The following is a 24,528-nucleotide window of genomic DNA, read 5'->3' as shown; positions in this document are numbered from 1 at the left end:
TTTAACACTGCATTTACATCAAATTCATCCCTGGTTTTATACGTCTTTCGTATAGGTTGCACTCGCTCACGCTTTTACGGGTTGCACCTTTAAAAAGTGTTAAGTGCCGCATAAAAACAGGCTTTGGCACCATAAGCCAGCTATTTTTTCCAGCTAACTCTCCATTAACAATCCATTCATTTCCCAGCTTGCAAACCGTGTCACATTTAACACGGTTGCACAAAGTTGCAACATGGTGGATATTTCACGCTATCAACGAGAACACGAACACAGAACAACAGGAGTTTTGGCATGGGCATGACCACCATGGGGGTTAAGCTGGATGACGCAACCCGCGAACGGATTAAAACCGCAGCAACCCGCATTGACCGCACGCCGCACTGGTTAATTAAGCAGGCAATTTTTAATTATCTGGAAAGACTGGAAAGCGAAGACGGATTACCCGAGCTGCCAGCCCTGCTGAGCGGTGCGGCAAATGAAAGCGAAGAAGCGGCTACAGCCGCCGAAGAGAACCACCAGCCGTTCCTTGAATTCGCCGAGCAGATCCTGCCGCAGTCCGTAAGCCGCGCTGCAATCACCGGGGCCTACCGCCGCGCCGAAACCGACGCCGTCCCTATGCTGCTGGAACAGGCTCGCCTGCCGGAGCCGATCGCCACCCAGGCGCACAAGCTGGCGTATCAGCTTGCTGAAAAGCTGCGTAACCAGAAAACCGCTTCCGGCCGCGCCGGTATGGTACAGAGCCTGCTCCAGGAGTTTTCGCTTTCCTCGCAGGAAGGTGTCGCCCTGATGTGTCTGGCGGAAGCGCTGCTGCGTATTCCGGACAAAGCCACCCGTGACGCGCTGATCCGCGACAAAATCAGCAACGGTAACTGGCAGTCACACATCGGCCGCAGCCCGTCGCTGTTCGTTAACGCCGCCACCTGGGGCCTGCTGTTTACCGGCAAGCTGGTGTCTACCCATAACGAAGCCAACCTCTCTCTTTCCCTGAACCGCATCATTGGCAAGAGCGGTGAACCGCTGATCCGCAAAGGTGTGGACATGGCGATGCGCCTGATGGGCGAACAGTTCGTGACCGGGGAAACCATTGCCGAAGCGCTGGCGAATGCCCGCAAGCTGGAAGACAAAGGCTTCCGCTACTCTTACGACATGCTGGGCGAAGCGGCCCTGACCGCCGCCGATGCGCAGGCGTATATGGTGTCTTACCAGCAGGCTATCCACGCTATTGGTAAAGCCTCCAACGGCCGTGGCATTTACGAAGGCCCGGGCATCTCGATTAAGCTGTCTGCCCTGCACCCGCGCTACAGCCGCGCCCAGTACGACCGCGTGATGGACGAACTCTACCCGCGCCTGAAGTCCCTGACCCTGCTGGCGCGTCAGTATGATATCGGTATTAACATCGACGCCGAAGAAGCCGACCGCCTGGAGATCTCCCTCGATCTGCTGGAAAAACTGTGCTTCGAACCGGAGCTGGCTGGCTGGAACGGCATTGGCTTTGTGATTCAGGCTTATCAGAAACGCTGCCCGTTCGTCATTGATTACCTGATTGATCTCGCAACCCGCAGCCGTCGTCGCCTGATGATCCGTCTGGTGAAAGGCGCGTACTGGGACAGCGAAATCAAACGCGCGCAGATGGATGGCCTGGAAGGGTATCCGGTCTATACCCGTAAGGTGTACACCGACGTGTCTTACCTCGCCTGCGCCAAAAAACTGCTGGGCGTGCCGAACCTGATTTATCCACAGTTCGCCACCCACAACGCCCACACTCTGGCGGCTATCTACAGCCTGGCCGGGCAGAACTACTATCCGGGCCAGTACGAATTCCAGTGCCTGCACGGCATGGGTGAACCGCTGTACGAACAAGTCACCGGTAAAGTGGCGGATGGTAAACTGAACCGTCCATGCCGTATTTATGCCCCGGTGGGCACGCACGAAACCCTGCTGGCGTACCTGGTGCGTCGTCTGCTGGAAAACGGCGCGAACACGTCGTTCGTTAACCGTATTGCCGACACCACGCTGCCGCTGGATGAGCTGGTTGCCGATCCGGTGCAGGCGGTTGAGAAAATGGCCGCTCAGGAGGGTCAGCTGGGTCTGCCGCATCCGAAAATTGCCCTGCCGCGCGAGCTGTATGGCCAGGGCCGCGTGAACTCGTCTGGCCTGGATCTGGCGAACGAACACCGTCTGGCATCGCTCTCTTCTGCCCTGCTCAACAGCGCGCTGCATAAATGGCAGGCCAAACCTATTCTCGAGCAGCCGGTGGCTGATGGCGAAATGCAGCCGGTGGTTAACCCGGCAGAGCCGAAAGATGTGGTCGGTTACGTGCGTGAAGCCAGCGAGCAGGAAGTGTCCCAGGCTATCGACAGCGCCGTGAATAACGCGCCAATCTGGTTCGCCACCCCGCCGCAGGAGCGTGCCGCCATCCTTGAACGTGCTGCTGTGCTGATGGAAGATCAGATGCAGCAGCTTATCGGTATTCTGGTGCGTGAAGCAGGTAAAACCTTCAGCAACGCCATTGCCGAAGTGCGTGAAGCGGTGGACTTCCTGCATTATTACGCCGGCCAGGTTCGCGATGATTTTGATAACGAAACGCACCGCCCGCTTGGCCCGGTAGTGTGTATCAGCCCGTGGAACTTCCCCCTGGCGATCTTCTCCGGCCAGATTGCAGCCGCGCTTGCCGCCGGTAACAGCGTGCTGGCTAAACCGGCGGAACAGACCCCGCTGATTGCAGCCCAGGGGATCAACATCCTGCTCGAAGCCGGTGTTCCGGCGGGCGTGGTGCAGTTGCTGCCTGGCCGTGGTGAAACGGTGGGTGCACAGCTGACTTCCGATAACCGCGTGCGCGGCGTGATGTTCACCGGCTCGACCGAAGTGGCTACGCTGCTGCAACGCAACATCGCCACACGTCTGGATGCACAGGGTCGCCCGACGCCACTGGTGGCAGAAACCGGCGGGATGAACGCCATGATTGTGGACTCGTCCGCCCTGACCGAGCAGGTGGTGGTTGATGTGCTGGCTTCGGCATTCGACAGCGCGGGCCAGCGTTGCTCTGCGCTGCGCGTGCTGTGTCTGCAAGATGACGTGGCAGACCACACGCTGAAAATGCTGCGTGGTGCCATGGCGGAATGCCGCATGGGTAACCCGGGTCGCCTGACCACGGATATTGGTCCGGTGATTGATGAAGAAGCCAAAGGCAACATTGAAAACCACATTCAGACGATGCGCGCCAAAGGCCGCCCGGTGTTCCAGGCCGTGCGTGAAAACAGCGAAGACGCGCGTGAGTGGCAGACCGGTACCTTCGTTCCGCCAACGCTGATTGAACTGGCAAGCTTTGATGAACTGAAAAAAGAGGTCTTTGGCCCGGTGCTGCACGTGGTGCGTTACAACCGTAACAACCTGGATCAGCTCATCGAGCAGATTAATGCCTCCGGCTACGGTCTGACGCTCGGCGTGCATACCCGTATCGACGAAACCATTGCCCAGGTGACCGGCAGCGCCAAAGTCGGCAACCTGTACGTGAACCGCAACATGGTGGGTGCCGTAGTCGGCGTGCAGCCGTTCGGCGGCGAAGGGTTATCCGGTACCGGTCCGAAAGCCGGTGGCCCGCTGTACCTGTATCGCCTGCTGGCCAACCGCCCGGAAAATGCGCTGGGCGTGACGCTGGCACGTCAGGATGCGGAACGCCCTGTGGATGCACAGCTGAAAGCCGTGCTGACCCAGCCGCTGGAAGCCCTGATTACGTGGGCGGAAAAACGCCCGGAACTGCGTGCTATCGCTCAGCAGTACGGCGAGCTGGCACAGGCAGGTACGCAGCGTCTGCTGCCGGGGCCAACCGGCGAGCGCAACACCTGGACGCTGATGCCGCGTGAGCGTGTGCTGTGCGTGGCGGATAACGAGCAGGATGCGCTGGTTCAACTGGCAGCCGCGGCGGCAACGGGTTGTGAAGTATTGTGGCCGGAAGATGGGCTGCACCGCGACCTGGCAAAACAGTTGCCGAAAGTGGTGTCTGCGCGTATCCGCTTTGCGAAAGCCGATGAACTGCTCAGCCAGGACTTCGAAGCGGTGATCTACCACGGTGATTCCGACCAGCTGCGCGAACTGTGCGAGCAGGTGGCGGCGCGTCGTGGGCCGATTGTGTCGGTGCAGGGCTTTGCCCGTGGCGAAACCAACCTGTTGCTGGAGCGCCTGTACGTTGAGCGTTCACTCAGCGTCAACACCGCGGCCGCAGGCGGTAACGCCAGCCTGATGACCATCGGTTAATCGTGTAAAATCCCCCGGTGGCGCTAAGCTTACCGGGGCGACATCTGTCACCACAGGCCGGATAAGCGCAGCGCATCCGGCTTTTTTACAGGGAGCAAATGATGAAACGATTACTGATTGCCGCAGGCGCGTTACTGCTGAGCACCAGCGCACTGGCGGATGAGTGCGGCAACGCCAGCACTCAGCTTGAGCTGAACACCTGCACGGCATCGCAATACCAGGCGGCAGACAAGAAACTCAACCAGACTTATCAGGCCGCCATGAAACGTGCGCCAGCGCCACAGCGCGATCTGTTAAAGAAGGCACAGCTGGCGTGGATCGCCCTGCGTGATGCGGATTGTGCGTTTGTCGGGTCGGGTACTGAGGGCGGCAGCGTGCAGCCCATGATCATCAACCAGTGTATGACGGAGAAAACCGTCGAGCGCGAAGCCTATCTGGCGTCGATGATGCAGTGTGAAGAAGGCGATTTGAGCTGCCCTCTCTCCCCTGTGCATTGAGGAATCCCCACAAAACTACGAGCACGGACAACTCCCTCTCCCCTTGGGAGAGGGTTGGGGTGAGGGGAACTAGCGTACGCGGATCCCTTCGATAATCATCCGCTGCACGTTTTCCAGCGTGTTCTGGAAGAAGGTTTCATCCTGAAGTGTTTTGCCGGTCACCGCTTCGACCTGGGCCGAAAAGTCAGCGTAGTGCTGAGTGGAGGCCCAAATCATAAAGATCAGATGATGCGGCTCTACCGGTGCCAGCTTGCCGCTGGCGACCCACCCGGCAATGATCGCCGATTTATCGTCCACCAGCTGTTTTAAATCCCCGGTTAGCTCGGTTTTCAGCAATGGCGCGCCCTGCAACATCTCAAGGCAGAACAGGCGAGACGCCTGCGGGTAGTCGCGGGATACCTCAAGCTTGAGGCGGATGTACTCTTTAATCGCCACCAGCGGGGTGAACTCCTCACGAAACGCCTTGAGCGGTGCCAGCCAGATATCGAGGATCTGTTGCAGCACCGCAACGTAGAGCACCTCTTTTGACGGGTAGTAGTACAGCAGATTGGTTTTTGACACCCCTGCCCGCTCTGCCACCTGCTCCAGCCGCGTACCGTGGATGCCAAACTGCGAAAACGTATCCAGCGCCGCGCCCAGAATGGCCTGCTTTTTCGCACTCACCGCCTGCGAACGTTTACCTGGTGTTTTCACTGCACCTTGTGTCATCTGAGCTCTCCTTATTGGTTTGCCATAGCATAGCAAATGCGGGGGGTTGTCTCGACATTTTGGGGGATGGGGGTTGCGTAAAATCTATTAAGGAAGCGTGTTGTGGATAGGGGGATGGGCTGTGTGGAGGAGTAATTTAGAATGCGGTCGGGAAGTTATATCAAAGTTTAGCTGGGATAGTTATAGGTTGGTTGCGGCAGGCCTGAAGGGGATATTGAAAAGATACAAATTATTGCTGCGTAAACTCGTATATAACAGATCATAACGAACCAGAAAACCCACCAGTTTAATTCTGGCGGGGATTATATACTCATCAAAATACACCGCTACACAAATCATCATCTGCAATAATGGCTCGGTACATTGCTTTATTTGATGGATTTTGTGTTTCAGCGATTATATTAGCTCGACACCAATTTCTTACTGTATCGATGTCACCAATGGTCAAAAGAAAACTAATGGTGGTTTTAACTGTCGTAACCATTAATGAAGCATTCAAGGAGTAAGCTTTACGAAGGTTAAAAGCATTGAAATGATTTATAGCTCGTTCACGGTCAACTTGAGGCCAGCGCAAAGGCGGATTTGCATAAAAATCAAAAACTAGTTGTCCTTGCATTCTCTCAATGGTGGCGTAAATCCATTCTTCTTCATAAAATTTCGCATCCTCATCATAAGGATAAAGTGTTTGCTCGGGTTTAGTTTCAAATATTTTGTCTAATTTCCCAGTATTACAGTCTCGACATGCAGGAACCAAATTTTTCGGATTGACTGATTGCAACGGGTAACGAGCTTTAGGAAGATAATGATCCAAAGTTGACACATCCCTTATTCCACAAAGTGGACATGTACCACCAGCACAAGCTCTTAGCTTGTCATATATTTTTCTTGATTCACTCCCTTTTTTCAACATGTGAATTTCATAAAGAGCTTTCAATTCTGATTTCTTTACGTCCCCAGCAATTATTTGTTTTATATTTCTTGGTAAGCATGGTGTAAATAAATAAAAATCTTTAGCTTCGCTGCGACTCCTAAAGTCATTCCAATTCGAAGCAACAATGCCGGATATGCCCCTCATTCTGGTGATGTAATCAACATGCTTAACATCCACAGATAATATACAAGTTGAAAAAGGATCAGCACACTGAATATCAGGGTATGTCAACTTACGCATTCTTGCCTCCATTCTCATTTTGCCTTTTATCCCTTAGCATTATCATGCTCATCAAAATAGCCTGACCTTCTAACCCTATACTCCCTCTGAACATTTCTATTATTTCTTCAAATGAATAATTTTTATTTACTTTATCCTGAAAAAGTTTATGAAACCCTGAACGCTCCATTTCCAACTTAAAGACTTCTTTTGTGATTACACCTACATTCTCAGCAAATGTTTCAATAGATGGTCTGGCATAATGAGTTGTATCGCCAAAACGGGTCAAAACCCAGCAACATTCTCGTGGGATTTCTTGCACCACTACTGGAGAGTGGGTAGCCATGATTGCCACACCGTTCCGCTTATGCAACAATTCACTTAAAGAACGAAGAAATGCTGATAATAGGGGCGGATGCAAATGGCCTTCCGGCTCATCAAATAAGATTAGAGTTTTATCTTGAAGAACCTCAACTAAGCGACTGATTGTCATAAATACAACTGCATGCCCTGAACTCATTTTTTGCAAACGCTCTATACATACATTAACTCTCTCATTTTCTTCAACATCGGCAAGTTCTGTTAAATTTAGATCTTTAAAATTTGTATCAGACTCCAAATTCCGTATAGCTTTTTTCCACAATTCTTTTTTTGAATCATCAGAACAGCACCTACTCACAGAGTTGGCGTACTTTTCATGAAGTTCAGGCATTGGCAACAGGTCATTCACGTCATTCACGTCATCCACGTCATCCACGTCATCCACGTCATCCACGTCATCCACGTCATCCACGTCATCCACGTCATTCACGTCATTCTGACAATCTGAATTTTGTGGTTTCTTAAGACCAATGTAATAGTAGCAAGTTCCCATTAATGGGTCGTCTTGTTCTATCATTGGGCGGAATGGGTCAAACGCACTAAATGAAACAGATATAATTGTACTAAAATAATCCTTACCTATTACGTTACCAAAAGAATCATGAAATGAAGCTGAATGAGGCCTCATTTCACCAACGAGAGAAGAGACCATTTCATTAAGTAATGTTGTCTTTCCTAATCCGTTCCTACCTATCAAAGCATGTATATTACTAGAAGGTAATCGCATAGGGTTAACGTTGAATTTTAATTTCATGTCCGAATATTTATGATTCTCTCGAACAAAAGCGAAATCAAATTCCACTAAGGCCTTATCCCCCTCAACGATCCTTACAAACTGACCTTGAATGGTATTTATATTAATATCTCTCAGTAAAGATATCTTGAAAACCTCCTCCTCTTTAGCAACACTCATTGCCTCATTGCTAACAACTACACAGTTAAGTGCTTTTAAAATTTCTTTACAACGTTGCGCCCCAACCTTATAGAGGTTTTCATAAAACTCCGGTGTTTCTGCAAGACTAAAAAATTCATTATCAATCTGGATGAATTTCTTATCAATTTTGTCATACGTACTTAATGAAATATCCTGACCGACAAAGCCTATTTTAATATGGCCGATATCAAGAATTTTATTTTCTTGCGTGCTATACACGAAAAGTTTAAATAATGTTTTGTATGAATAATCATTCCATGTTTGATGAACTAGATAAACTTTATTTGGCCCTGGTGATGAAGGCCAAGCTTTAGGAGGTAACACTGTAAATTCAATCATCCTTAAAACCCTTCTTTTAAACAAAAAGTGCCATGTATATTATCTACTGAAATTACATACTTTTTCTTAACTATGCAATTCCATGTTTTAATCCTCTAACTCCAACAGAATAATACTGGTAGATGAGGATCCTTAGTCTGCCAGTTAGTCACATAGCATTAGTTCACAAATCGATGAAGGGAGGCAGACAAAGAGCATGAATCATGTAATGTATTATAGTTTTTGAACAGTATCACCTTGCACCTACACTGACACGGGGTAAACTGCGCAACGGCAGCGGTATTTGTTGATAATCTGAGCACGAACAATAACAAATTTGCGGTAATTAACCGCAGTGAATTGGATGAGGCTATGTGCTTTTCTTCCATTCAGTCAATTTCATCGTTTCGCTTTTGAGTTTACAATACAAAAAAGATGCTTTAAGTCAACAACTTACGCCATAATTCAGCCATCTCTCCCCTCCTAACAATAAAAATCCTCATTAACAGTCCCAACTTTCCTCGAGCCGCCTCGCATTTTCACCATTTCCCCGACTTTTTTACCCCTGTGTTTTTATCCATAGGAGTATAATCGACGTACTGAAACCGCCACTCACAAACAGTGAGTTTTATAGAGAAAAGTAGATAACCAAGATCGCGATATAAAGATGGTGGAACACCTTTATACCGCTAACCACAAACAACTAATACGGAGTTGAATATGGCTGCGAAGAATTTTATGCCAGAGCGGGCTGTTGCCCAAACGGAAAATGCAGTTTTTGAAAATGGTGAAGAAATTCGCGAGCAGGTACGCAAAAAGAACCCGCGGGACTTGCACGGGGAGCAGACCCATTCCGGGCGTGTTCATGCGCGGGATGAGGCGGGTACATCATGCGGTGAGCTGTATACGCGCATGGAGCATAACTATCTGCCGCTGTCTGGTGATTGGTTGTCCCGCGCCGGGTTTGCGTATGGCCGCGCGGTAAAAATCCGCGTGATGCCGGATTGCATCGTGATCACCCCGCAGAATAGCCGCGAGCTGTGGGGCTGTTTAGAAGGGTTGAGTGCAGTGCATACCAATAAACAGAAGGTGAAAGCGTGGCTGTCGACGTTCCCGGGGGCGCTGAATGATACGGGCGATCTGCCGGAGCCGAAACGCATGAACGGGGCTGTTAAGCCGCAATAAACGCTAACCTGCGATCCCGGCCCGCACCGGGATCGTGCTCCATTCCCCTCCTCGCCCCTGCACCGCCATCGCGCACTGTTGCCTGCTTTGTGTGCAATTCTTTTGACCATTTAGTCCACTTTATTTGCACTCATTTTGCCAACCTTGCGTTAACACCTTAATAACAAAGCCATTTTAAAAACTGGCATCCCCTTTGCAAAACCCTTTTCACGAGGCTGAACAGGATATGCAGGATGCAGCGCCACGTCTGACTTTCACCCCACACTGAGATGAAGAGAGGTTCGTGATGAAAATTGGCGTATTCGTACCTATCGGTAACAACGGCTGGCTGATCTCGACCACTGCCCCGCAGTACAAACCGACCTTCGAGCTGAATAAGGCCATCGTGCAAAAAGCGGAGCACTACCATTTCGATTTTGCGCTCTCGATGATCAAGCTGCGTGGTTTTGGCGGTAAGACGGAATTCTGGGATCACAACCTGGAGTCCTTCACTCTGATGGCAGGGCTGGCGGCAGTCACGTCCCGCATCCAGATTTACGCCACCGCCGCCACCCTCACCCTGCCCCCGGCGATTGTGGCGCGCATGGCCTCCACCATCGATTCCATCTCCGGCGGCCGCTTTGGTGTCAACCTGGTGACCGGCTGGCAAAAACCGGAATACGACCAGATGGGGATCTGGCCGGGCGACGAATATTTCTCGCGCCGTTACGAGTATCTCACCGAGTACGTGCAGGTGCTGCGCGACCTGTGGGGCACCGGTAAAAGCGATTTTAAAGGCGACTACTTCACCATGAACGACTGTCGCGTCAGCCCGCAGCCGTCCGTGCCGATGAAAGTGATCTGCGCCGGGCAGAGCGATGCGGGCATGGAGTTCTCCGCGAAATACGCCGATTTCAACTTCTGCTTTGGCAAAGGGGTTAACACCCCGGCGGCCTTTGCCCCCACGGCCGCGCGCATGAAAGAAGCCGCCGACAAAACCGGGCGCGATGTCGGTTCCTACGTGCTGTTTATGGTGATAGCCGATGAAACCGACGACGCCGCGCGCGCCAAATGGGAACTGTATAAAGCCGGGGCCGACGACGAGGCGCTGAGCTGGCTCACCGAACAGAGCCAGAAAGATACCCGCTCCGGCTCCGATACCAACGTCCGCCAGATGGCTGACCCGACCTCCGCCGTGAACATCAACATGGGCACGCTGGTTGGCTCGTATGCAAATGTCGCCAGAATGCTGGATGAAGTGGCCGCCGTGCCAGGTGCTGAAGGCGTCCTGCTTACCTTTGACGATTTCCTGATGGGCGTTGAAACTTTCGGCGAACGTATTCAGCCGCTGATGCAGTGCCGTGCCCACATCCCCGCCATCACGAAGGAGGTTGCGTAATGACCACGCTTGACGCTCGCCCGGAAGCCATCACCTTTGACGCCCAGCGCAGCGCGCTGATTGTGGTGGATATGCAAAACGCCTACGCCAGCCAGGGCGGTTATCTGGATCTGGCCGGGTTTGATGTCTCCGCCACCAAACCGGTAATTGAGAACATCAAAACCGCCGTGGCTGCCGCACGCGCGGCGGGCATGTTGATTATCTGGTTCCAGAACGGCTGGGACGATCAGTACGTGGAAGCCGGTGGCCCCGGCTCGCCCAATTTCCACAAGTCCAACGCCCTGAAAACCATGCGCAAACAGCCTGAACTACAGGGCAAGCTGCTGGCAAAAGGCGGCTGGGATTACCAGCTGGTCGATGAACTGGTTCCTGAGGCGGGCGATATCGTGCTGCCCAAACCGCGCTACAGCGGCTTTTTCAACACCCCGCTCGACAGCCTGCTGCGCAGCCGGGGCATCCGCCATCTGGTCTTTACCGGGATTGCCACTAACGTCTGCGTGGAATCCACGTTGCGCGATGGCTTTTTCCTCGAGTATTTCGGCGTGGTGCTGGAAGACGCCACCCACCAGGCCGGGCCGGAGTTCGCCCAGAAAGCGGCCCTGTTCAATATCGAAACCTTTTTTGGCTGGGTGAGTAACGTCGCCGATTTCTGCGATGCCCTTACCCCGTCGTCATTAGCCCGTATCGCCTGAGGAGCACCACAATGCCAAAATCCGTGATTATTCCACCGGGCACCAGCACCCCTATCGCCCCGTTTGTGCCCGGCACGCTTGCCGATGGCGTGGTGTATGTTTCCGGCACGCTGCCGTTTGATAAAGACAACAACGTGGTGTTTATCAACGACCCAAAGGCGCAAACGCGTCACGTGCTGGAAACGATCAAAGGCGTGATCGAAACCGCAGGTGGCACGATGGAGGACGTGACCTTCAACAGCATCTTTATCACCGACTGGAAAAACTACGCCGCGATTAACGAAATCTACGCCGAGTTCTTCCCGGGCGATAAACCGGCGCGGTTTTGCATCCAGTGCGGGCTGGTGAAGCCCGACGCGCTGGTTGAAATCGCCACTGTCGCGCACATTGCGAAGTGAGGCGGCCATGAAACTCTCTGTATCACCGCCCCCGCATGACGGCGCGCCCGCCGTGGTACTGATAGCCGGGCTGGGCGGCGGGGGCAGCTACTGGCTGCCGCAGCTTGCGCGGCTGGAACAGGAGTACCAGGTAGTGTGCTACGACCAGCGGGGCACGGGCAACAACCCGGACACCCTGCCGGAAGGTTACAGCATGGCCGAGATGGCGCAGGAGCTTGCGCAGGCACTGGCACACGAAGGTCTCTCACGTTACTGCGTGGTGGGCCACGCGCTGGGGGCGCTGATTGGCCTGCAACTGGCGCTGGATTATCCCGAAGCCGTCACCGCCCTGGTGTGCGTTAACGGATGGCTAACGCTGAATGCCCATACCCGTCGCTGCTTTCAGATCCGCGAGCGTCTGCTCCACGCCGGGGGCGCGCAGGCATGGGTGGAAGCCCAGCCGCTGTTTCTCTATCCGGCAGACTGGATGGCCGCCCGCGCACCGCGCATGGAAGCCGAAGAGTCTCTGGCGCTGGCCCATTTTCAGGGCAAACACAACCTGCTGCGCCGCTTAGCCGCGCTGAAACAGGCCAACTTTAGCCGCCACGCGGCGCACATTCGCTGCCCGGTGCACATCATCTGCTCTGCGGACGATCTGCTGGTTCCCTCGGTCTGTTCATCCGAATTACAGGCGGCACTGCCCGGTAGCCAGAAGGTGGTGATGCGCCAGGGCGGGCACGCCTGCAACGTGACCGAACCCGACACTTTTAACACCCTGTTGCTGAACGGGCTTGCCAGCCTGTTGCACAGCCCTGAACCCGCTTTGTAAGGAGCCACAATGAGCGAAGCCATTACCCCCACTGCGCTGGAGACGTTATTCACCGAAGCACGCACCCACAACGGCTGGCAGGATCTGCCGGTCAGCGATGCGCTGCTGCGCGAAGTGTACGACCTGATGAAATGGGGCCCCACGTCCGCCAACTGTTCGCCTGCGCGGATTGTGTTCGTCAGAAGCGCCGAAGGAAAAGAGAAGCTTCGCCCGGCCCTCTCCAGCGGCAATCTGGAGAAAACCCTTACCGCACCGGTCACGGCCATCGTGGCCTGGGACGGTGAATTTTACGAGCGCCTGCCCACCCTGTTCCCGCACGGTGATGCCCGGAGCTGGTTTACCTCAAGCCCGGCGCTCGCCGAAGAGACGGCCTTTCGCAATAGCACGTTGCAGGCCGCCTGGCTGATTTTCGCCTGTCGCGCCCTGGGGCTGGATACCGGGCCTATGTCCGGCTTCGACCGGCAAAAAGTGGACGATGCCTTTTTCACCGGCACCGCACTGAAAAGCAATCTGCTGATCAACATCGGCTATGGCGACAGCAGCAAACTGTACGGGCGCTTGCCGCGTCTGGCCTTCGAAGATGCCTGTGGTCTGGCATAAGGAGTGAGGATGAACACACCGGATAAACAAACCTTTCGTGATGCGATGGCCTGCGTGGGTGCGGCGGTCAATATCATCACCACCGACGGCCCTGCCGGCATGGCCGGGTTCACCGCCAGTGCCGTGTGCAGCGTCACCGACTCACCGCCCACCCTGCTGGTGTGCCTGAATCGTGGGGCGTCCGTCTGGCCGACGTTTAGCGAGAACCGCACCCTGTGCGTCAACACGCTCAGCGCCGGGCAAGAGCTGCTCTCTAACCTGTTCGGCGGCAAAACGCCAATGGAAGATCGCTTCGCCGCCGCCCGCTGGGAAACCGGCGAAACAGGCTGCCCGCGTCTTGAGGATGCGCTGGCCTCGTTTGACTGTCGCATCAGCCAGGTGGTCAGCGTGGGCACGCACGACATCCTGTTTTGCGACATTGTTTCGATAGTTCGCCACCCCGCGCCGCAGGGGCTGGTGTGGTTCGACCGCGGCTATCACGCGCTCTTGCGACCCGCCTGTTAACCCTCCTTAAGGAGACAGCTCATGGCAATGTTCGGATTTCCCCACTGGCAGTTGAAATCGACCTCTTCAGAACGCGGCGTGGTCGCGCCGGATGAGAGACTCCCTGTAGCGCAGACCCTGGTCATGGGGGTTCAGCACGCGGTAGCCATGTTTGGTGCCACGGTGCTGATGCCCATGCTGATGGGGCTTGATCCCAACCTGTCCATTCTGATGTCGGGTATCGGTACTCTGTTGTTCTTTTTTGTCACCGGCGGGCGCGTGCCGAGCTACCTTGGATCCAGCGCCGCCTTTGTGGGTGTGGTGATTGCCACCACCGGGTTTAACGGCCAGGGGATCAACCCGAACCTGAGCGTGGCTCTCGGCGGCATAATTACTTGTGGGCTGGTCTATACCCTGATTGGCCTGGTGGTGATGAAAACCGGAACACGCTGGATTGAGCGGATGATGCCGCCGGTGGTCACGGGCGCGGTGGTGATGGCTATCGGCCTGAACCTCGCCCCGATTGCGGTCAAAAGCGTCTCTGGCTCACCGTTTGAAAGCTGGATGGCGGTGATCACCGTGCTGTGCATCGGCCTGGTGGCGGTGTTCACGCGCGGTATGATCCAGCGTCTGCTGATCCTGGTCGGGCTGATTGTGGCGTGTCTGGTTTATGCCCTGCTGGCGAACGTGTTCGGCTTTGGCAAACCGGTCGATTTTACCCTGATCCACAACGCCGCCTGGTTCGGCCTGCCGCAGGTGACTTCTCCGGTGTTCAGCGGACAGGCGATGATGCTGATCGCCCCCGTGGCGGTGATCCTGGTGGCTGAAAACTTAGGCCACCTGAAAGCGGTTGCCGGGATGACCGGGCGTAATATGGATCCGTACATGGGGCGCGCGTTTGTCGGTGACGGGCTGGCGACCATGCTCTCTGGCTCTGTTGGCGGCAGCGGAGTGACCACCTACGCCGAAAATATCGGCGTGATGGCGGTAACCAAAGTGTACTCCACGCTGGTTTTTGTCGCGGCGGCCGTGATTGCCATGCTGTTAGGCTTTTCACCGAAATTTGGCGCGCTGATCCACACCATTCCGGCACCGGTCATTGGCGGAGCATCCATTGTGGTGTTTGGGTTGATCGCCGTCGCAGGGGCGCGTATCTGGGTTCAGCACCGGGTTGACCTTAGCCAGAACAGCAACCTGATTATGGTGGCAGTCACGCTGGTGCTGGGCGCGGGTGATTTCGCCCTGACGCTGGGTGGGTTTACCATTGGTGGGATTGGTACGGCAACGTTTGGCGCTATTTTGTTAAACGCCCTGCTAAGCCGCGGGATGGCGGCAGTTCCGCAGGGCGAAGTGGCCCGTCAGGATTCGTGATTCACCACAGCGCTGTCTGTTTCGGGCAGCGCTTTTTTCTTCCTGCTAAGCTTGAGTTCACTCACCAGTACCCCGGCAACAATAAAGGCCGCGCCCACCAGCGCCAACAGCGGTAAACGCTCCCCGGCAATGCGCCCGAACACGCCCGCCCAGACCGGCTCACCGGTATAGATAACCGTCGCCCGCGTCGGGGAAACGCTGCGCTGCGCCCAGTTCATCGTCACCTGAATAATGGCGCTGAAGATCCCCAGCCCCAGAGCAACCACCACAAGCCCGGTAGACATCGGCGGCACAGATTCCCCCGCCGGGACCATGGCGGCAAACGCCACCAGCGAGGCGGTCGCCAGTTGCACAACGGTCACCCGCTTCACGTCCACTTTCCCGGCCCAGGCGCTGATCAGAATAATTTCGGCGGCAATTGCCACCGCGCCCACCAGGGTAATCATCTCACCCGGCCCCAACGCCAGCAGGTTATCGCCCGGCCCGGCCAGCAGGATCAGGCCGATAAACGCCAGCACGATACCAATACAGGACATCAGCCCCGGCATTCTGCCCAGACACAGCCATTGCAGCAGCGGCACCAGCGGCACGTACATCGCGGTAATAAACGCCGATTTACTGCTGGAGATGGTCTGCAAGCCCCAGGTTTGCAGGCTGTAGCCCATTGCAATGGCAATACCTATCGCCACACCGGCCTTCAGCTCTTTAAGCGTCAACCCCCGTAAGGTTTTCAGTGAAATCAGCGCCACAGCAATTGCCGCCGTAGCAAAACGCAGGCCGACAAAGAAGAAAGGATCGCTCAGGGTGACCGCATACTGGACGGACAGAAACGTCCCGCCCCAGAACATGGTGATCAGAATGAGGATAGCTTCCTGCGGTTTTACGGAGAATTTGAAACGAGAAGACGACATGGTGCACCAGCAATAAAGGTCAATCCTCTAGTGTGCGTTGCCTTTGGTTACAGTTCAATGTTGCAGAAATAAAAAAACCGCCGGGAGCCCCCGGCGGCAGAGGATCAACCCGGCGTATTACTTGTTACTGCTGCCGTGGCTGTTTTTACCCCCTTTTTTACCTGCTTCAGATGCACGCTGAGGGTCATTTTTGAAGTTACCCCCACTGTGTTGGCCACCTTTACGACCTGCTTCTGATGCTCTTTCACGGTCTTCAGCGAAATTACCTGAACCACCACGATGGTTTGCCATCTCTAACCTCCAGGGTGTGAAACATTAAACATCATACTGCATTCAGTAAAAGAGGATTCTTTCACCTGACGACGAATGGCCGGGCCACTGTTTACGTCGCGTGACACTAAGCTTAGTGGAATGCCCGCTGCGGGGGTGTAAACGGTAATATTCTGCAACATGAAAACCCACATTCCCCTACGCAGGCGTCGCTGTTATCAATAAGCCTTTCTTATCATTCCAGAATTTCGTTTTCGTAAATATGTTTCATATTGCTACAACGAAAGACGTTAAATAACTTGTTATAAATCAAAGAAATGGTGCTCAGAGTTGCAGTCTGGCCAGCACGACTTATCTTTAAATGAACGCAGCGATCCGCTGTCAGAAAAAACAAACGAGGAGTGATGCAAAATGGCAAAAGTTCTGGTGCTCTATTATTCCATGTATGGACACATTGAAACCATGGCTCACGCAGTTGCAGAAGGTGCAAACAGAGTGGATGGCGTTGAGGTTGTGGTGAAACGCGTACCGGAAACCATGAATGCCGAGGCCTTCGCCAAAGCCGGGGGAAAAACACAAAATGCCCCGCAGGCCACCCCACAAGAACTGGCTGACTACGATGCCATCATCTTCGGCACTCCAACCCGCTTCGGCAATATGTCAGGGCAGATGCGAACCTTCCTCGACCAGACCGGGGGACTTTGGGCATCTGGCGCCTTATACGGCAAGCTCGCCAGCGTATTCAGCTCTACAGGAACCGGCGGCGGCCAGGAACAGACCATTACCTCAACCTGGACCACTCTTGCGCATCACGGCATGGTGATTGTGCCAATCGGCTATGGCGCTCAGGAGTTGTTTGATGTGTCTCAGGTTCGTGGCGGTACACCTTATGGCGCAACCACCATTGCCGGTGGCGATGGTTCACGCCAGCCAACGAATGAAGAGCTGACTATCGCCCGTTACCAGGGTGAACATGTCGCGGGTCTTGCCAAAAAACTGAACGGCTAACCCAACAGGAGGACAATCATGCCAACTCAAGAATCCAAAGCTCACCGCGTGGGCGAATGGGCAAGTTTACGTAATACCTCTCCAGAAATCGCCGAAGCCATTTTTGAAGTTGCGAAATATGACGAAAAGCTGGCCGAGCAGATTTGGGAAGAAGGCAGTGATGAGGTACTGATGCGTGCCTTCGAAAAAACGGACAAAGACTCACTCTTCTGGGGTGAGCAAACCATCGAACGTAAAAACGTCTGAACGTTTCCCCCCGCCTGCGCGGGGGGGTTATTCTTATTTCGCCGCGTTGTTCAACACCGTATTAAACTTCTCTACCGGGCAGAACCCGTTATCATCCACCGGACACCCTGAAAGCTCCAGCGTGACACGCTGCGCGGGTGATTTCAGCGACAGAACCTCAGCGTTACGCAGCTGCGTAGTGCTTTGATAAACATATTCGATTTTCATCAGCTCCCGGTTGGCGTTCTTGTCATGCCAGCGCTGGAAGACAATTTTGCCGCCAATCGGGGTGCGTTCGTACTGGTCATGCAGCTGATAAGGTTTGAAATCGAGCGCCGTCAGCAGCGAGGCGATGTTGGAATCGTGTCCCACCAGCAGCGTGATTTTTGCGGCTTTTCCCTGCTCAGTCACCAGGGCGTTGTCGATGTATTTCACCAGCGGTTTCGCCACATTGCGCGCCACTTCACCCGAGGTGAATAACGAATCCTGATAGCCATTTTTCAGCTTCGACAACACGCGCCACTGCTGATCGGTTTTGATTTCGCCCCACGCCACCTGATCGGCCGGGAAGCCTTCGTAGTACTGCAAGGTGAACGCATCCACCAGGGAGTTCCCCACCTTCAGCGGCCCGGATACGCCCGGCTCTTTTTCGTAATCAGCACTGAAAGTGTCTTTGGCGTCCGTCAGCGAACAAACCTTTTTCTCTTTGCAGGATGGCGAGTCGGCGTAATTCGTCATCTGTTCCAGCAGCTTGTAGCTTTCATCAAGCTGCATTTTCTGCCGCTCTGACGCCATTGCGCTCAGCGCTTTATCGCGGAATTCCGGTGAGTTGTTGGTGATGACAGGGTTAAAGGTGGGGTCCATCGTCCCCATTTCCGGCTGGTGATGCACCGGCACGTCACACCCCGGGAAAGCGCCGGTGATAAAGAACTGCGCGGTCGCCACGGTGCGTTGCAGGCTATTGGCGTAGGCATAAACGGTATTCGCAGGCGGGCATTCCCCGGTGGTCACCAGCCCCTGCCCGGCCAGCCATTCGCGCATATAGTGCCCCATATACACTTCGAGAACGCCACCTTTGGTGGTGAGCTGCCCGCCGGGCACATCCCATTCCGGCCACTTATTCGGCGTGGATTGTTCCAGCACGCTGCCGTTATTGGCCAGCGGCGCGCGCAGATTATGGCGGCTCATGATTAAAACTTGCTCTAACTGGTATCCTTCTGGTGCGTCCTGCGCCTGAGCGCCGAACGTCATGGATATGGAACCTGCCACTGCAACAGCGAGTAGTGCTTTTCTCATCCCTAATTCCTCACTCGGTTTTAAACATCGCGTTAAGTGTGACAGATTTATGACATTTTTCCGGGAAGCATTTCTCAAACTGATGAATAACGCCCTTACCCGTACCGCAGATTAGTTTTATAATAAAACCATACTACCCGGAGGACCCGCTGTGAAACGTACCCGCCTTGAAGAGAGCACCTGCCCTGTCGCCCGTTCGCTGGACATCATCGGCGACTGGTGGTCGTTACTGATTGTTCGCGATGCGCTGCGCGGCGTGAAACGCTTCGGCGAGTTTCAGAAAAGCCTCGGTATCGCCAAAAACATGCTGACCGCACGCCTCAAACTGCTGGTCGAGGAAGGCATTCTGACGCTCCAGCCCGCCTCTGACGGCAGCGCCTGGCAGGAATATGTGTTGACCGACAAAGGGCGCGCCCTGCAAACGGTGCTGGTTGCGCTGTCGCAATGGGGGAATGAATTCCTGTTTAGCCCAAACCAACCGGGCAGCGTGCTGGTCGATGTCAAAAACCAACAACCGCTGCGTAAACTGGCGTTGGTTGCCAACGATGGCCGCGAATTAGCCCCCCAGGACATCGAGCTTAAACTCCCGTAATGTCAGTGCGTTAAAATCGGATTGCCCCCCGTTCAGGCCGCAGGAATAAAAAATACCGCGCAAAATGGTTGCATTATAAAACCAAATATCTCACAGTGAATTCAGTTTCAACATGCAACCAATTAATCCTTTTGCTTTGAGGTAACACACCATGACTACGCAACATTCAACCGCTTTAATCACGGGAGCTTCTTCGGGGATCGGTGCGGTTTATGCCGATCGTCTTGCGGCACGCGGCTACAACCTGGTGCTGGTTGCCCGTCGTGAAGCCCGGCTTCAGGCGCTGGCGGCAGACCTTTCCGGCCGCTATGGGGTGAATGTGCAGATCCTCACCGCCGATCTGAGCGATGAAAACGGCATTCGTGCGGTTGAAGAGACGCTGAGAAACGACCCCCGTATTGATACGCTGGTGAACAACGCCGGAACGGCGCAGATGGCCCCCTTTTTATCCGGCGAGGTTGAACAGCATCAGGCTATCAACACCCTGAATACCACCGCGCTGATGCGCTTGACCTACGCTATTCTTCCGCGTCTGGCGCAGAACAACAGTGGTACGGTGATCAACATTGCCTCTGTGCTTTCCCTTCACGCCCGCGCCGGTAGCGCGCTTTACAGCGCCACCAAAGCCTGGGTGTTCAATTTCACTCGCGGGTTGCAGGAAGAGTTTGCCGAAAGTGGCGTGCGCATTCAGGCGGTATTGCCTGCCGCCACGGCGACGGAAATTTGGGATCTGTCCGGTGTATCTATTACCGACCTGCCTGAAGGCTCGGTCATGACCACCGACAACCTGGTGGATGCCGCACTTGCCGGGCTGGATCAGGGCGAGCTGATCACCATCCCACCCATGCACGATATCCGCTTATGGGAACGCTTTGAGGCCGCGCGTCTGGAGCTGTTTGCCAGTGCGCGTACCGGTGAACCAGCCCCGCGCTATTTAAGCCGCTGATTTAGCGCTCCAGCTGGTCGCCATACTCGTTCATCCAGGCGGCCAGCGGGGAAAGCGCGTTCTGAAGCGTCAGCCCCAGTTCGGTTATCTGATACTCCACGCGCGGCGGGATTTCAGGGTAGACGGTGCGTGACACCAGCCCACGCTGCTCGAACAAACGCAGCTGTTTGGTCAGCTCTTTTTGCGTAATGGGCGCAGCGGCGCGTAGCAGATCGCCAAAGCGCACCGGGGTGTTAAGCACAATCAGCCGGTACAGGATCGGGATCGCCCATTTGCCCGCAATCAGATTCACAAACCGCGTCATCGGGCAGGCGTGGACCGCAGATTTTTTTTCGCAGGGTTCAGTGAGTATTTCCGCCATAGCACACCTCTTGCCTCTTTAGTATCCAAATGGTACCTGGTTTCCTTTCGATACTAACGTTTCTATAGTGCTTTCTCCAGAGCGAATTCAGGAGGCATTCATGGGACGTTTAGCAGGTAAATACACCTTGATTACGGGCGGAACCAGCGGCATTGGGCTGGCTACCGCGCAGGAATTTATTGCCGAAGGGGCACAGGTTGCCGTCACCGGGCGCAACCCGGAAACCCTGGCAGAAGCCCAACGCATTCTCGGGGATAGCGCATGGGTTATTCCTGCCGATGCCGGTGATGTCACAGCACAAAAAGCGCTGGCGGAGACCCTCGCGTCCCGCTGGCCACGGCTGGACGCGGTGTTTATCAACGCCGGAGATGTCACCCACGGGCTGCTGGAAGAGTGGCAGGAAGAGGCCTGGGACCGGCTGATGCGCATCAACCTTAAAGGCCCGTTCTTTTTGATTCAGGCGTTGTTACCGCTACTGAATAACCCCTCGTCAGTGATTTTGTGCGGCTCGGTCAGCGCCCGTATCGGCCTGCCCACCAGCAGCGTGTATGCAGCAAGCAAAGCCGGTTTGCTTTCCCTGGCACGTACCCTGTCAGCAGAGCTTTTACCACGCGGGGTTCGTGTTAACGGCCTTAGCCCTGGCCCGGTAGAAACTCCGGCGTTGCATAAACTGGGGTTAAGTGAAGAGGCGCAAAAAGCCTTGCGGGGTGATATCGCAAATCTGGTGCCGCTGGGGCGCATGGGCACGCCGACTGAGCTGGCAAAAGCCGCGCTGTATCTGGCATCGGATGAATCGAGCTATACCGTCGGCACGGAACTGCTGGTGGATGGCGGAACGGGAAGCCTGTAATTCAGAAGGCGCTGATGCCGGTCACCGCACCGACATACAGCGCCGCCCACACGGCAGCAGAAAGCAGACTAACGACGTAAACCTTCACGGCGCTCAAGCGCAGCGTCCCCGCCGCCAGTGGCACGATGTAGCGCAATACCGCCAGGAAGCGGGCGGTGAACAGCACAACCACGCCGTTTTTTTGCAGTTGGTGCTGCACGCGTAAAAATTTATCCGCATGTTTTGTCGTAAAACGCGTGACCAGCCGCGACTGCCCCATCAGCTGACCAATGTGGTAATTCACCACTGACCCCAACGTCGCGCCCATCACCACCGCAAGCCAGGTCAGGCCCGGATGCAGCGCCGACTGGCTGACGCTGATGCCCGCAATCAGCATCACCGATGCGGGCGGCAGTACCGACGAGACCAGCACCGTTGATTTGCTCAGCGCCATCACAAACAGCAGGGCAAACAGATGCGCCGGATAGAGCGCAAAATGTTCCAGCAGATTGTCAAACCATGCCATACCCCACCCCGGATCGTTGCTTCTTCATAGCAGCTATTAGAAACGACCGACCTTAAATGGGGTATCAACCGGTCAGACCTCCCGACCCGCCCGGTACTGGCCCCATTTCAGTACCGAGTTGACGCCAATAGAGAGGAAGGGCTCAGGCGGGGTTTTGTTCGGCCCCGGAGACGCCACCAGGAAATCGATCAGCTCGTTACGTTGACCGGCAATCATATCTGCCAGCAGTTTGCCGGTTGCCGTTCCACGGGTGATCCCCAGACCGTTGCAACACAGCGCGCCATACACATTAGGTGCCAGCTGGCCGAAGAAACCTTCGTGATTCTCGGACAGACAAATCGCCCCGCTCCAGGAATATTCAAAATCAACCTGGTTCAGCGTCGGGAAACGGCGTTCAAAAGATTTACGGTGGTTAGCAATAAAGTTATTCAGATGGTGCTCGCGCGGGCGGCCATCGGGATGGAAGCTGAAACTGTTACGCACCAGGATACGGTTGTCGACGGTACGGCGCACGGTGCTGCCAAACGGATGCGCGGGGATCACCCCCCAGACCGGTTTACCGCCCAGTTGCGCCTGCTCATCAGCAGACAGCGGCCGCGTCAGGCTGCCGTACAGGAAGGTGGGCAGCAGGCGTCCGCGCAGGAAACCAAAGTGCGAGGCAAAGGCATTATTTGCCAGAATCAGCTTATCCGCTGTGATGCTGCCTTTGTCATGCACCAGCGTGACTTTTTCGCCGTAGTTGATGGAGGTGATCGGCGTGTACTCATAGAGCGTCACGTTTGAAGGCAGGCTGTTCGCCAGCCCTTTCACCAGCGCCGAGGGCTGGAGCAGGATCGTCCCCGGGATAAAGAGCGCCTGTTTGTAGTAGGACGTACCAATATGATCAGGCAGATCCTGGCCGCTTATCATCTGCGTTTCCCGGCCGATTTTTTCCAGCCCGCTGCGATACGCCTCGAGGATCGCCACACCCTGCTCACCCACCGCCGCCTGATATTTCCCGGACTCCGTCATCTGGCATTCAATGCCGTGCTCTTTGACGATGCTGCGCAGGTAATCCTGCCCCAGCGTATTGAGCTTCAGGACGAGCCTTGCGGTGGTGACATCGCCGATATAGTCCTTCGCGCCGATATCATGCGGCACATCGATGGCAAAGCCCGCATTGCGCCCGGCCGGGCCATACCCCACCTCCTGCGCCTCAATCAGTACGATTTCATCGTCGGGGAAGTTCAGCGCCATCTGGCGGGCGGCGGCAAGCCCGGTTAATCCGGCTCCGACAATCGCCCAGCGGGCGTGTTTTTGCCCCACGTGGGCAGGACGTGGGGTGCGCGATGGACTGGTGTGATACCACCCTGGCAGGGCGTCATCAGCAGGAAGCGAGGTGATCTTTTGCACGTTGGTTACTCCGGTACGCTGTCATTTTTTCTTTCGCTTACGTGAATAAGCGTTGCTGAAATCATGTTAGCCAGGCTAAAAAAATGAATACGTGATGTATATCTCATGTATACAACAAGTATAAAAATAGTTAACTAAGGGTTAATATAGACGTGCGAAAGCCCCCGAACGCGCGGCGAAAAAGGGTATTTCGATGCAAAGATAAACCCGCCAGCGAACGCCAGCAGGCGTGTCGTCAGGTAGGGTTATTCAGGTGACTGGACGCGTTCATCCGCTTTAAGCCCCTGCGGCGCAATAAAGATCTCCATATTTTCCCGGGACAACTCCCAGTGCTCAAACACCAGATCCACCACCGCCTGCTCGTCGCGCGCTTCCAGGGCGGCGATAAATGCATCGTGATGATCGGCCGCCAGCTGTAAACGTCGCTCCATATCATCATTTTGCGGGCGGAAGAAAGTGTGGCCAATGCGGCAATGGTCAATCAGCAAGCGTCCAAGACTGGGTTGCAGATAGGGGTTAGCCGCCATCTCGCCCATGATCTCGTGAAAACGGTTGTTTTCCAGCGCCAGCGCTTCAGCATCATGGCTCTGCACCGCTTTTCGAAAGCGTTTCTGCGTTTCTTTCAGCGCTTTTAATTGCGCCGGTTTGTAATGCTGCACCGCAAGACGGCCCGTAGCCGCGTAGATCATCGGTGCCACCAGGAAGAAATTACGCAGTGTGGCGTGGCTCATCGGGATCACGCGTACGCCGCGCTTTTCCACGATTTCGAGATACCCTTCCCCCGCCAGGCGCTGAAATACTTCGCGTACCGGTGTGCGCGACAGGCCGTACTGCGCAGTCAGGCTGGCTTCATCCAGCAACTCATCCGGATCCAGCTCCATGGTTAAGATATGACGCTTGAGATCCTCATACAGCGCTGCCTTCCCCGTTCTCATTACCGCCTCCTGAAAATCGACCTCTGATCCTGCTTAACCTACCTATAAAAATGCGCTACAGCAAAAATTATCAACAGCGG

General features: G+C 54.8%; 25 protein-coding genes. 15 read left to right on the top strand and 10 right to left on the bottom strand.

The window, feature by feature from the left end:
* The first annotated feature begins 291 nt into the window (after window positions 1–291).
* Both putA and M987_RS13800 read left to right on the top strand, forming a co-directional pair.
* Window positions 292–4,254, top strand: coding sequence for a trifunctional transcriptional regulator/proline dehydrogenase/L-glutamate gamma-semialdehyde dehydrogenase (gene putA, locus M987_RS13805; RefSeq protein WP_014069720.1), 3,963 nt, complete (start codon window positions 292–294; stop codon window positions 4,252–4,254).
* 101 nt (window positions 4,255–4,355) lie between these two features.
* Window positions 4,356–4,751, top strand: a complete 396-nt coding sequence (locus M987_RS13800; protein ID WP_014069719.1) for a lysozyme inhibitor LprI family protein — start codon at window positions 4,356–4,358, stop codon at window positions 4,749–4,751.
* A gap of 69 nt (window positions 4,752–4,820) precedes the next feature.
* On the opposite strand, the gene rutR is transcribed toward M987_RS13800, so the two are convergent.
* From rutR to M987_RS13785, 3 genes are all read right to left on the bottom strand, one after another.
* Window positions 4,821–5,459, bottom strand: a complete 639-nt coding sequence (rutR, locus tag M987_RS13795; RefSeq protein ID WP_014069718.1) for an HTH-type transcriptional regulator RutR — start codon at window positions 5,457–5,459, stop codon at window positions 4,821–4,823.
* A 313-nt stretch (window positions 5,460–5,772) separates the two neighbouring features.
* Window positions 5,773–6,630 (bottom strand): HNH endonuclease, encoded by an 858-nt coding sequence (locus tag M987_RS13790; RefSeq protein ID WP_014069716.1) that lies wholly within the window; start codon window positions 6,628–6,630, stop codon window positions 5,773–5,775.
* A complete protein-coding gene (locus M987_RS13785) occupies window positions 6,623–8,263 on the bottom strand; it encodes an AAA family ATPase (RefSeq protein WP_014069715.1) in 1,641 nt (546 codons plus the stop codon). Before M987_RS13785 ends, M987_RS13790 begins: the two co-directional genes overlap by 8 nt.
* Before the next feature lie 699 nt (window positions 8,264–8,962).
* On the opposite strand from M987_RS13785, the gene M987_RS23965 reads away from it, so the two are divergent.
* The 8 genes from M987_RS23965 (at window position 8,963) to rutG (ending at window position 15,157) form a co-directional block, all read left to right on the top strand.
* Window positions 8,963–9,427, top strand: coding sequence for a SymE family type I addiction module toxin (locus M987_RS23965; RefSeq protein WP_014069714.1), 465 nt, complete (start codon window positions 8,963–8,965; stop codon window positions 9,425–9,427).
* Window positions 9,428–9,713: 286 nt separating this feature from the next.
* Window positions 9,714–10,805, top strand: a complete 1,092-nt coding sequence (gene rutA, locus M987_RS13775; RefSeq protein WP_014069713.1) for a pyrimidine utilization protein A — start codon at window positions 9,714–9,716, stop codon at window positions 10,803–10,805.
* On the top strand, window positions 10,805–11,497 hold the full coding sequence (gene rutB / locus M987_RS13770; RefSeq protein WP_014069712.1) for a pyrimidine utilization protein B: 693 nt from the start codon (window positions 10,805–10,807) through the stop codon (window positions 11,495–11,497). The genes rutA and rutB overlap by 1 nt, the downstream gene beginning before the upstream one ends.
* Window positions 11,498–11,508: 11 nt before the next feature.
* On the top strand, window positions 11,509–11,895 hold the full coding sequence (rutC, locus tag M987_RS13765; RefSeq protein WP_014069711.1) for a pyrimidine utilization protein C: 387 nt from the start codon (window positions 11,509–11,511) through the stop codon (window positions 11,893–11,895).
* 7 nt (window positions 11,896–11,902) lie between these two features.
* Window positions 11,903–12,703, top strand: a complete 801-nt coding sequence (gene rutD / locus M987_RS13760) for a pyrimidine utilization protein D (RefSeq protein WP_014069710.1) — start codon at window positions 11,903–11,905, stop codon at window positions 12,701–12,703.
* A 9-nt stretch (window positions 12,704–12,712) separates the two neighbouring features.
* The gene (locus tag M987_RS13755; protein ID WP_014069709.1) at window positions 12,713–13,303 is read left to right on the top strand and encodes a malonic semialdehyde reductase; all 591 of its coding nucleotides are present in this window, start codon (window positions 12,713–12,715) and stop codon (window positions 13,301–13,303) included.
* A gap of 9 nt (window positions 13,304–13,312) precedes the next feature.
* On the top strand, window positions 13,313–13,807 hold the full coding sequence (rutF, locus tag M987_RS13750) for an NADH-dependent FMN reductase RutF (RefSeq protein WP_014069708.1): 495 nt from the start codon (window positions 13,313–13,315) through the stop codon (window positions 13,805–13,807).
* Window positions 13,808–13,828: 21 nt separating this feature from the next.
* Window positions 13,829–15,157 carry a pyrimidine utilization transport protein G gene (rutG, locus tag M987_RS13745; RefSeq protein WP_014069707.1) on the top strand — a complete coding sequence of 443 codons (1,329 nt, stop codon included), beginning with the start codon at window positions 13,829–13,831 and terminating at the stop codon, window positions 15,155–15,157.
* On the opposite strand, the gene M987_RS13740 is transcribed toward rutG, so the two are convergent.
* Together M987_RS13740 and M987_RS13735 are read right to left on the bottom strand one after the other, a co-directional pair.
* Window positions 15,145–16,068 carry a DMT family transporter gene (locus M987_RS13740; protein WP_014069706.1) on the bottom strand — a complete coding sequence of 308 codons (924 nt, stop codon included), beginning with the start codon at window positions 16,066–16,068 and terminating at the stop codon, window positions 15,145–15,147. The two genes, rutG and M987_RS13740, sit on opposite strands and share 13 nt — an antisense overlap.
* A gap of 117 nt (window positions 16,069–16,185) precedes the next feature.
* Window positions 16,186–16,359 (bottom strand): con-10 family general stress protein, encoded by a 174-nt coding sequence (locus M987_RS13735; RefSeq protein ID WP_014069705.1) that lies wholly within the window; start codon window positions 16,357–16,359, stop codon window positions 16,186–16,188.
* 390 nt (window positions 16,360–16,749) lie between these two features.
* Between M987_RS13735 and wrbA the strand changes: the two genes are divergently transcribed.
* On the top strand, window positions 16,750–17,346 hold the full coding sequence (wrbA, locus tag M987_RS13730; RefSeq protein ID WP_014069704.1) for an NAD(P)H:quinone oxidoreductase: 597 nt from the start codon (window positions 16,750–16,752) through the stop codon (window positions 17,344–17,346).
* A gap of 18 nt (window positions 17,347–17,364) precedes the next feature.
* Window positions 17,365–17,592: a YccJ family protein gene (locus M987_RS13725; RefSeq protein ID WP_014069703.1), complete on the top strand. Its 228-nt coding sequence runs from the start codon at window positions 17,365–17,367 to the stop codon at window positions 17,590–17,592.
* 33 nt (window positions 17,593–17,625) lie between these two features.
* On the opposite strand, the gene agp is transcribed toward M987_RS13725, so the two are convergent.
* Window positions 17,626–18,867, bottom strand: coding sequence for a bifunctional glucose-1-phosphatase/inositol phosphatase (gene agp / locus M987_RS13720; protein WP_014069702.1), 1,242 nt, complete (start codon window positions 18,865–18,867; stop codon window positions 17,626–17,628).
* 151 nt (window positions 18,868–19,018) lie between these two features.
* Between agp and M987_RS13715 the strand changes: the two genes are divergently transcribed.
* Window positions 19,019–19,459, top strand: a complete 441-nt coding sequence (locus tag M987_RS13715) for a winged helix-turn-helix transcriptional regulator (protein WP_014069701.1) — start codon at window positions 19,019–19,021, stop codon at window positions 19,457–19,459.
* A 151-nt stretch (window positions 19,460–19,610) separates the two neighbouring features.
* The gene (locus M987_RS13710) at window positions 19,611–20,405 is read left to right on the top strand and encodes an SDR family NAD(P)-dependent oxidoreductase (protein ID WP_014069700.1); all 795 of its coding nucleotides are present in this window, start codon (window positions 19,611–19,613) and stop codon (window positions 20,403–20,405) included.
* A gap of 1 nt (window position 20,406) precedes the next feature.
* Here the strand turns inward: M987_RS13710 and M987_RS13705 are convergent, their stop codons facing one another.
* Window positions 20,407–20,766: a winged helix-turn-helix transcriptional regulator gene (locus M987_RS13705; RefSeq protein ID WP_014069699.1), complete on the bottom strand. Its 360-nt coding sequence runs from the start codon at window positions 20,764–20,766 to the stop codon at window positions 20,407–20,409.
* A gap of 100 nt (window positions 20,767–20,866) precedes the next feature.
* On the opposite strand from M987_RS13705, the gene M987_RS13700 reads away from it, so the two are divergent.
* Complete coding sequence (locus M987_RS13700) at window positions 20,867–21,616, top strand: SDR family oxidoreductase (protein ID WP_014069698.1); 750 nt, start codon at window positions 20,867–20,869, stop codon at window positions 21,614–21,616.
* A 1-nt stretch (window position 21,617) separates the two neighbouring features.
* Here M987_RS13700 and M987_RS13695 read toward each other — a convergent pair whose 3' ends face one another.
* The 3 genes from M987_RS13695 to M987_RS13685 form a co-directional block, all read right to left on the bottom strand.
* Window positions 21,618–22,121 carry a DedA family protein gene (locus M987_RS13695; RefSeq protein ID WP_014069697.1) on the bottom strand — a complete coding sequence of 168 codons (504 nt, stop codon included), beginning with the start codon at window positions 22,119–22,121 and terminating at the stop codon, window positions 21,618–21,620.
* A 72-nt stretch (window positions 22,122–22,193) separates the two neighbouring features.
* Complete coding sequence (locus tag M987_RS13690; protein WP_014069696.1) at window positions 22,194–23,513, bottom strand: NAD(P)/FAD-dependent oxidoreductase; 1,320 nt, start codon at window positions 23,511–23,513, stop codon at window positions 22,194–22,196.
* 245 nt (window positions 23,514–23,758) lie between these two features.
* Window positions 23,759–24,448: a GntR family transcriptional regulator gene (locus M987_RS13685; protein WP_014069695.1), complete on the bottom strand. Its 690-nt coding sequence runs from the start codon at window positions 24,446–24,448 to the stop codon at window positions 23,759–23,761.
* Between the last annotated feature and the right edge of the window lie 80 nt (window positions 24,449–24,528).

This window comes from Enterobacter soli ATCC BAA-2102 (assembly GCF_001654845.1).
GTDB classification, from domain to species: Bacteria; Pseudomonadota; Gammaproteobacteria; order Enterobacterales; family Enterobacteriaceae; genus Enterobacter; species Enterobacter soli.
This window is presented reverse-complemented; position numbering and strand designations above follow the sequence as displayed.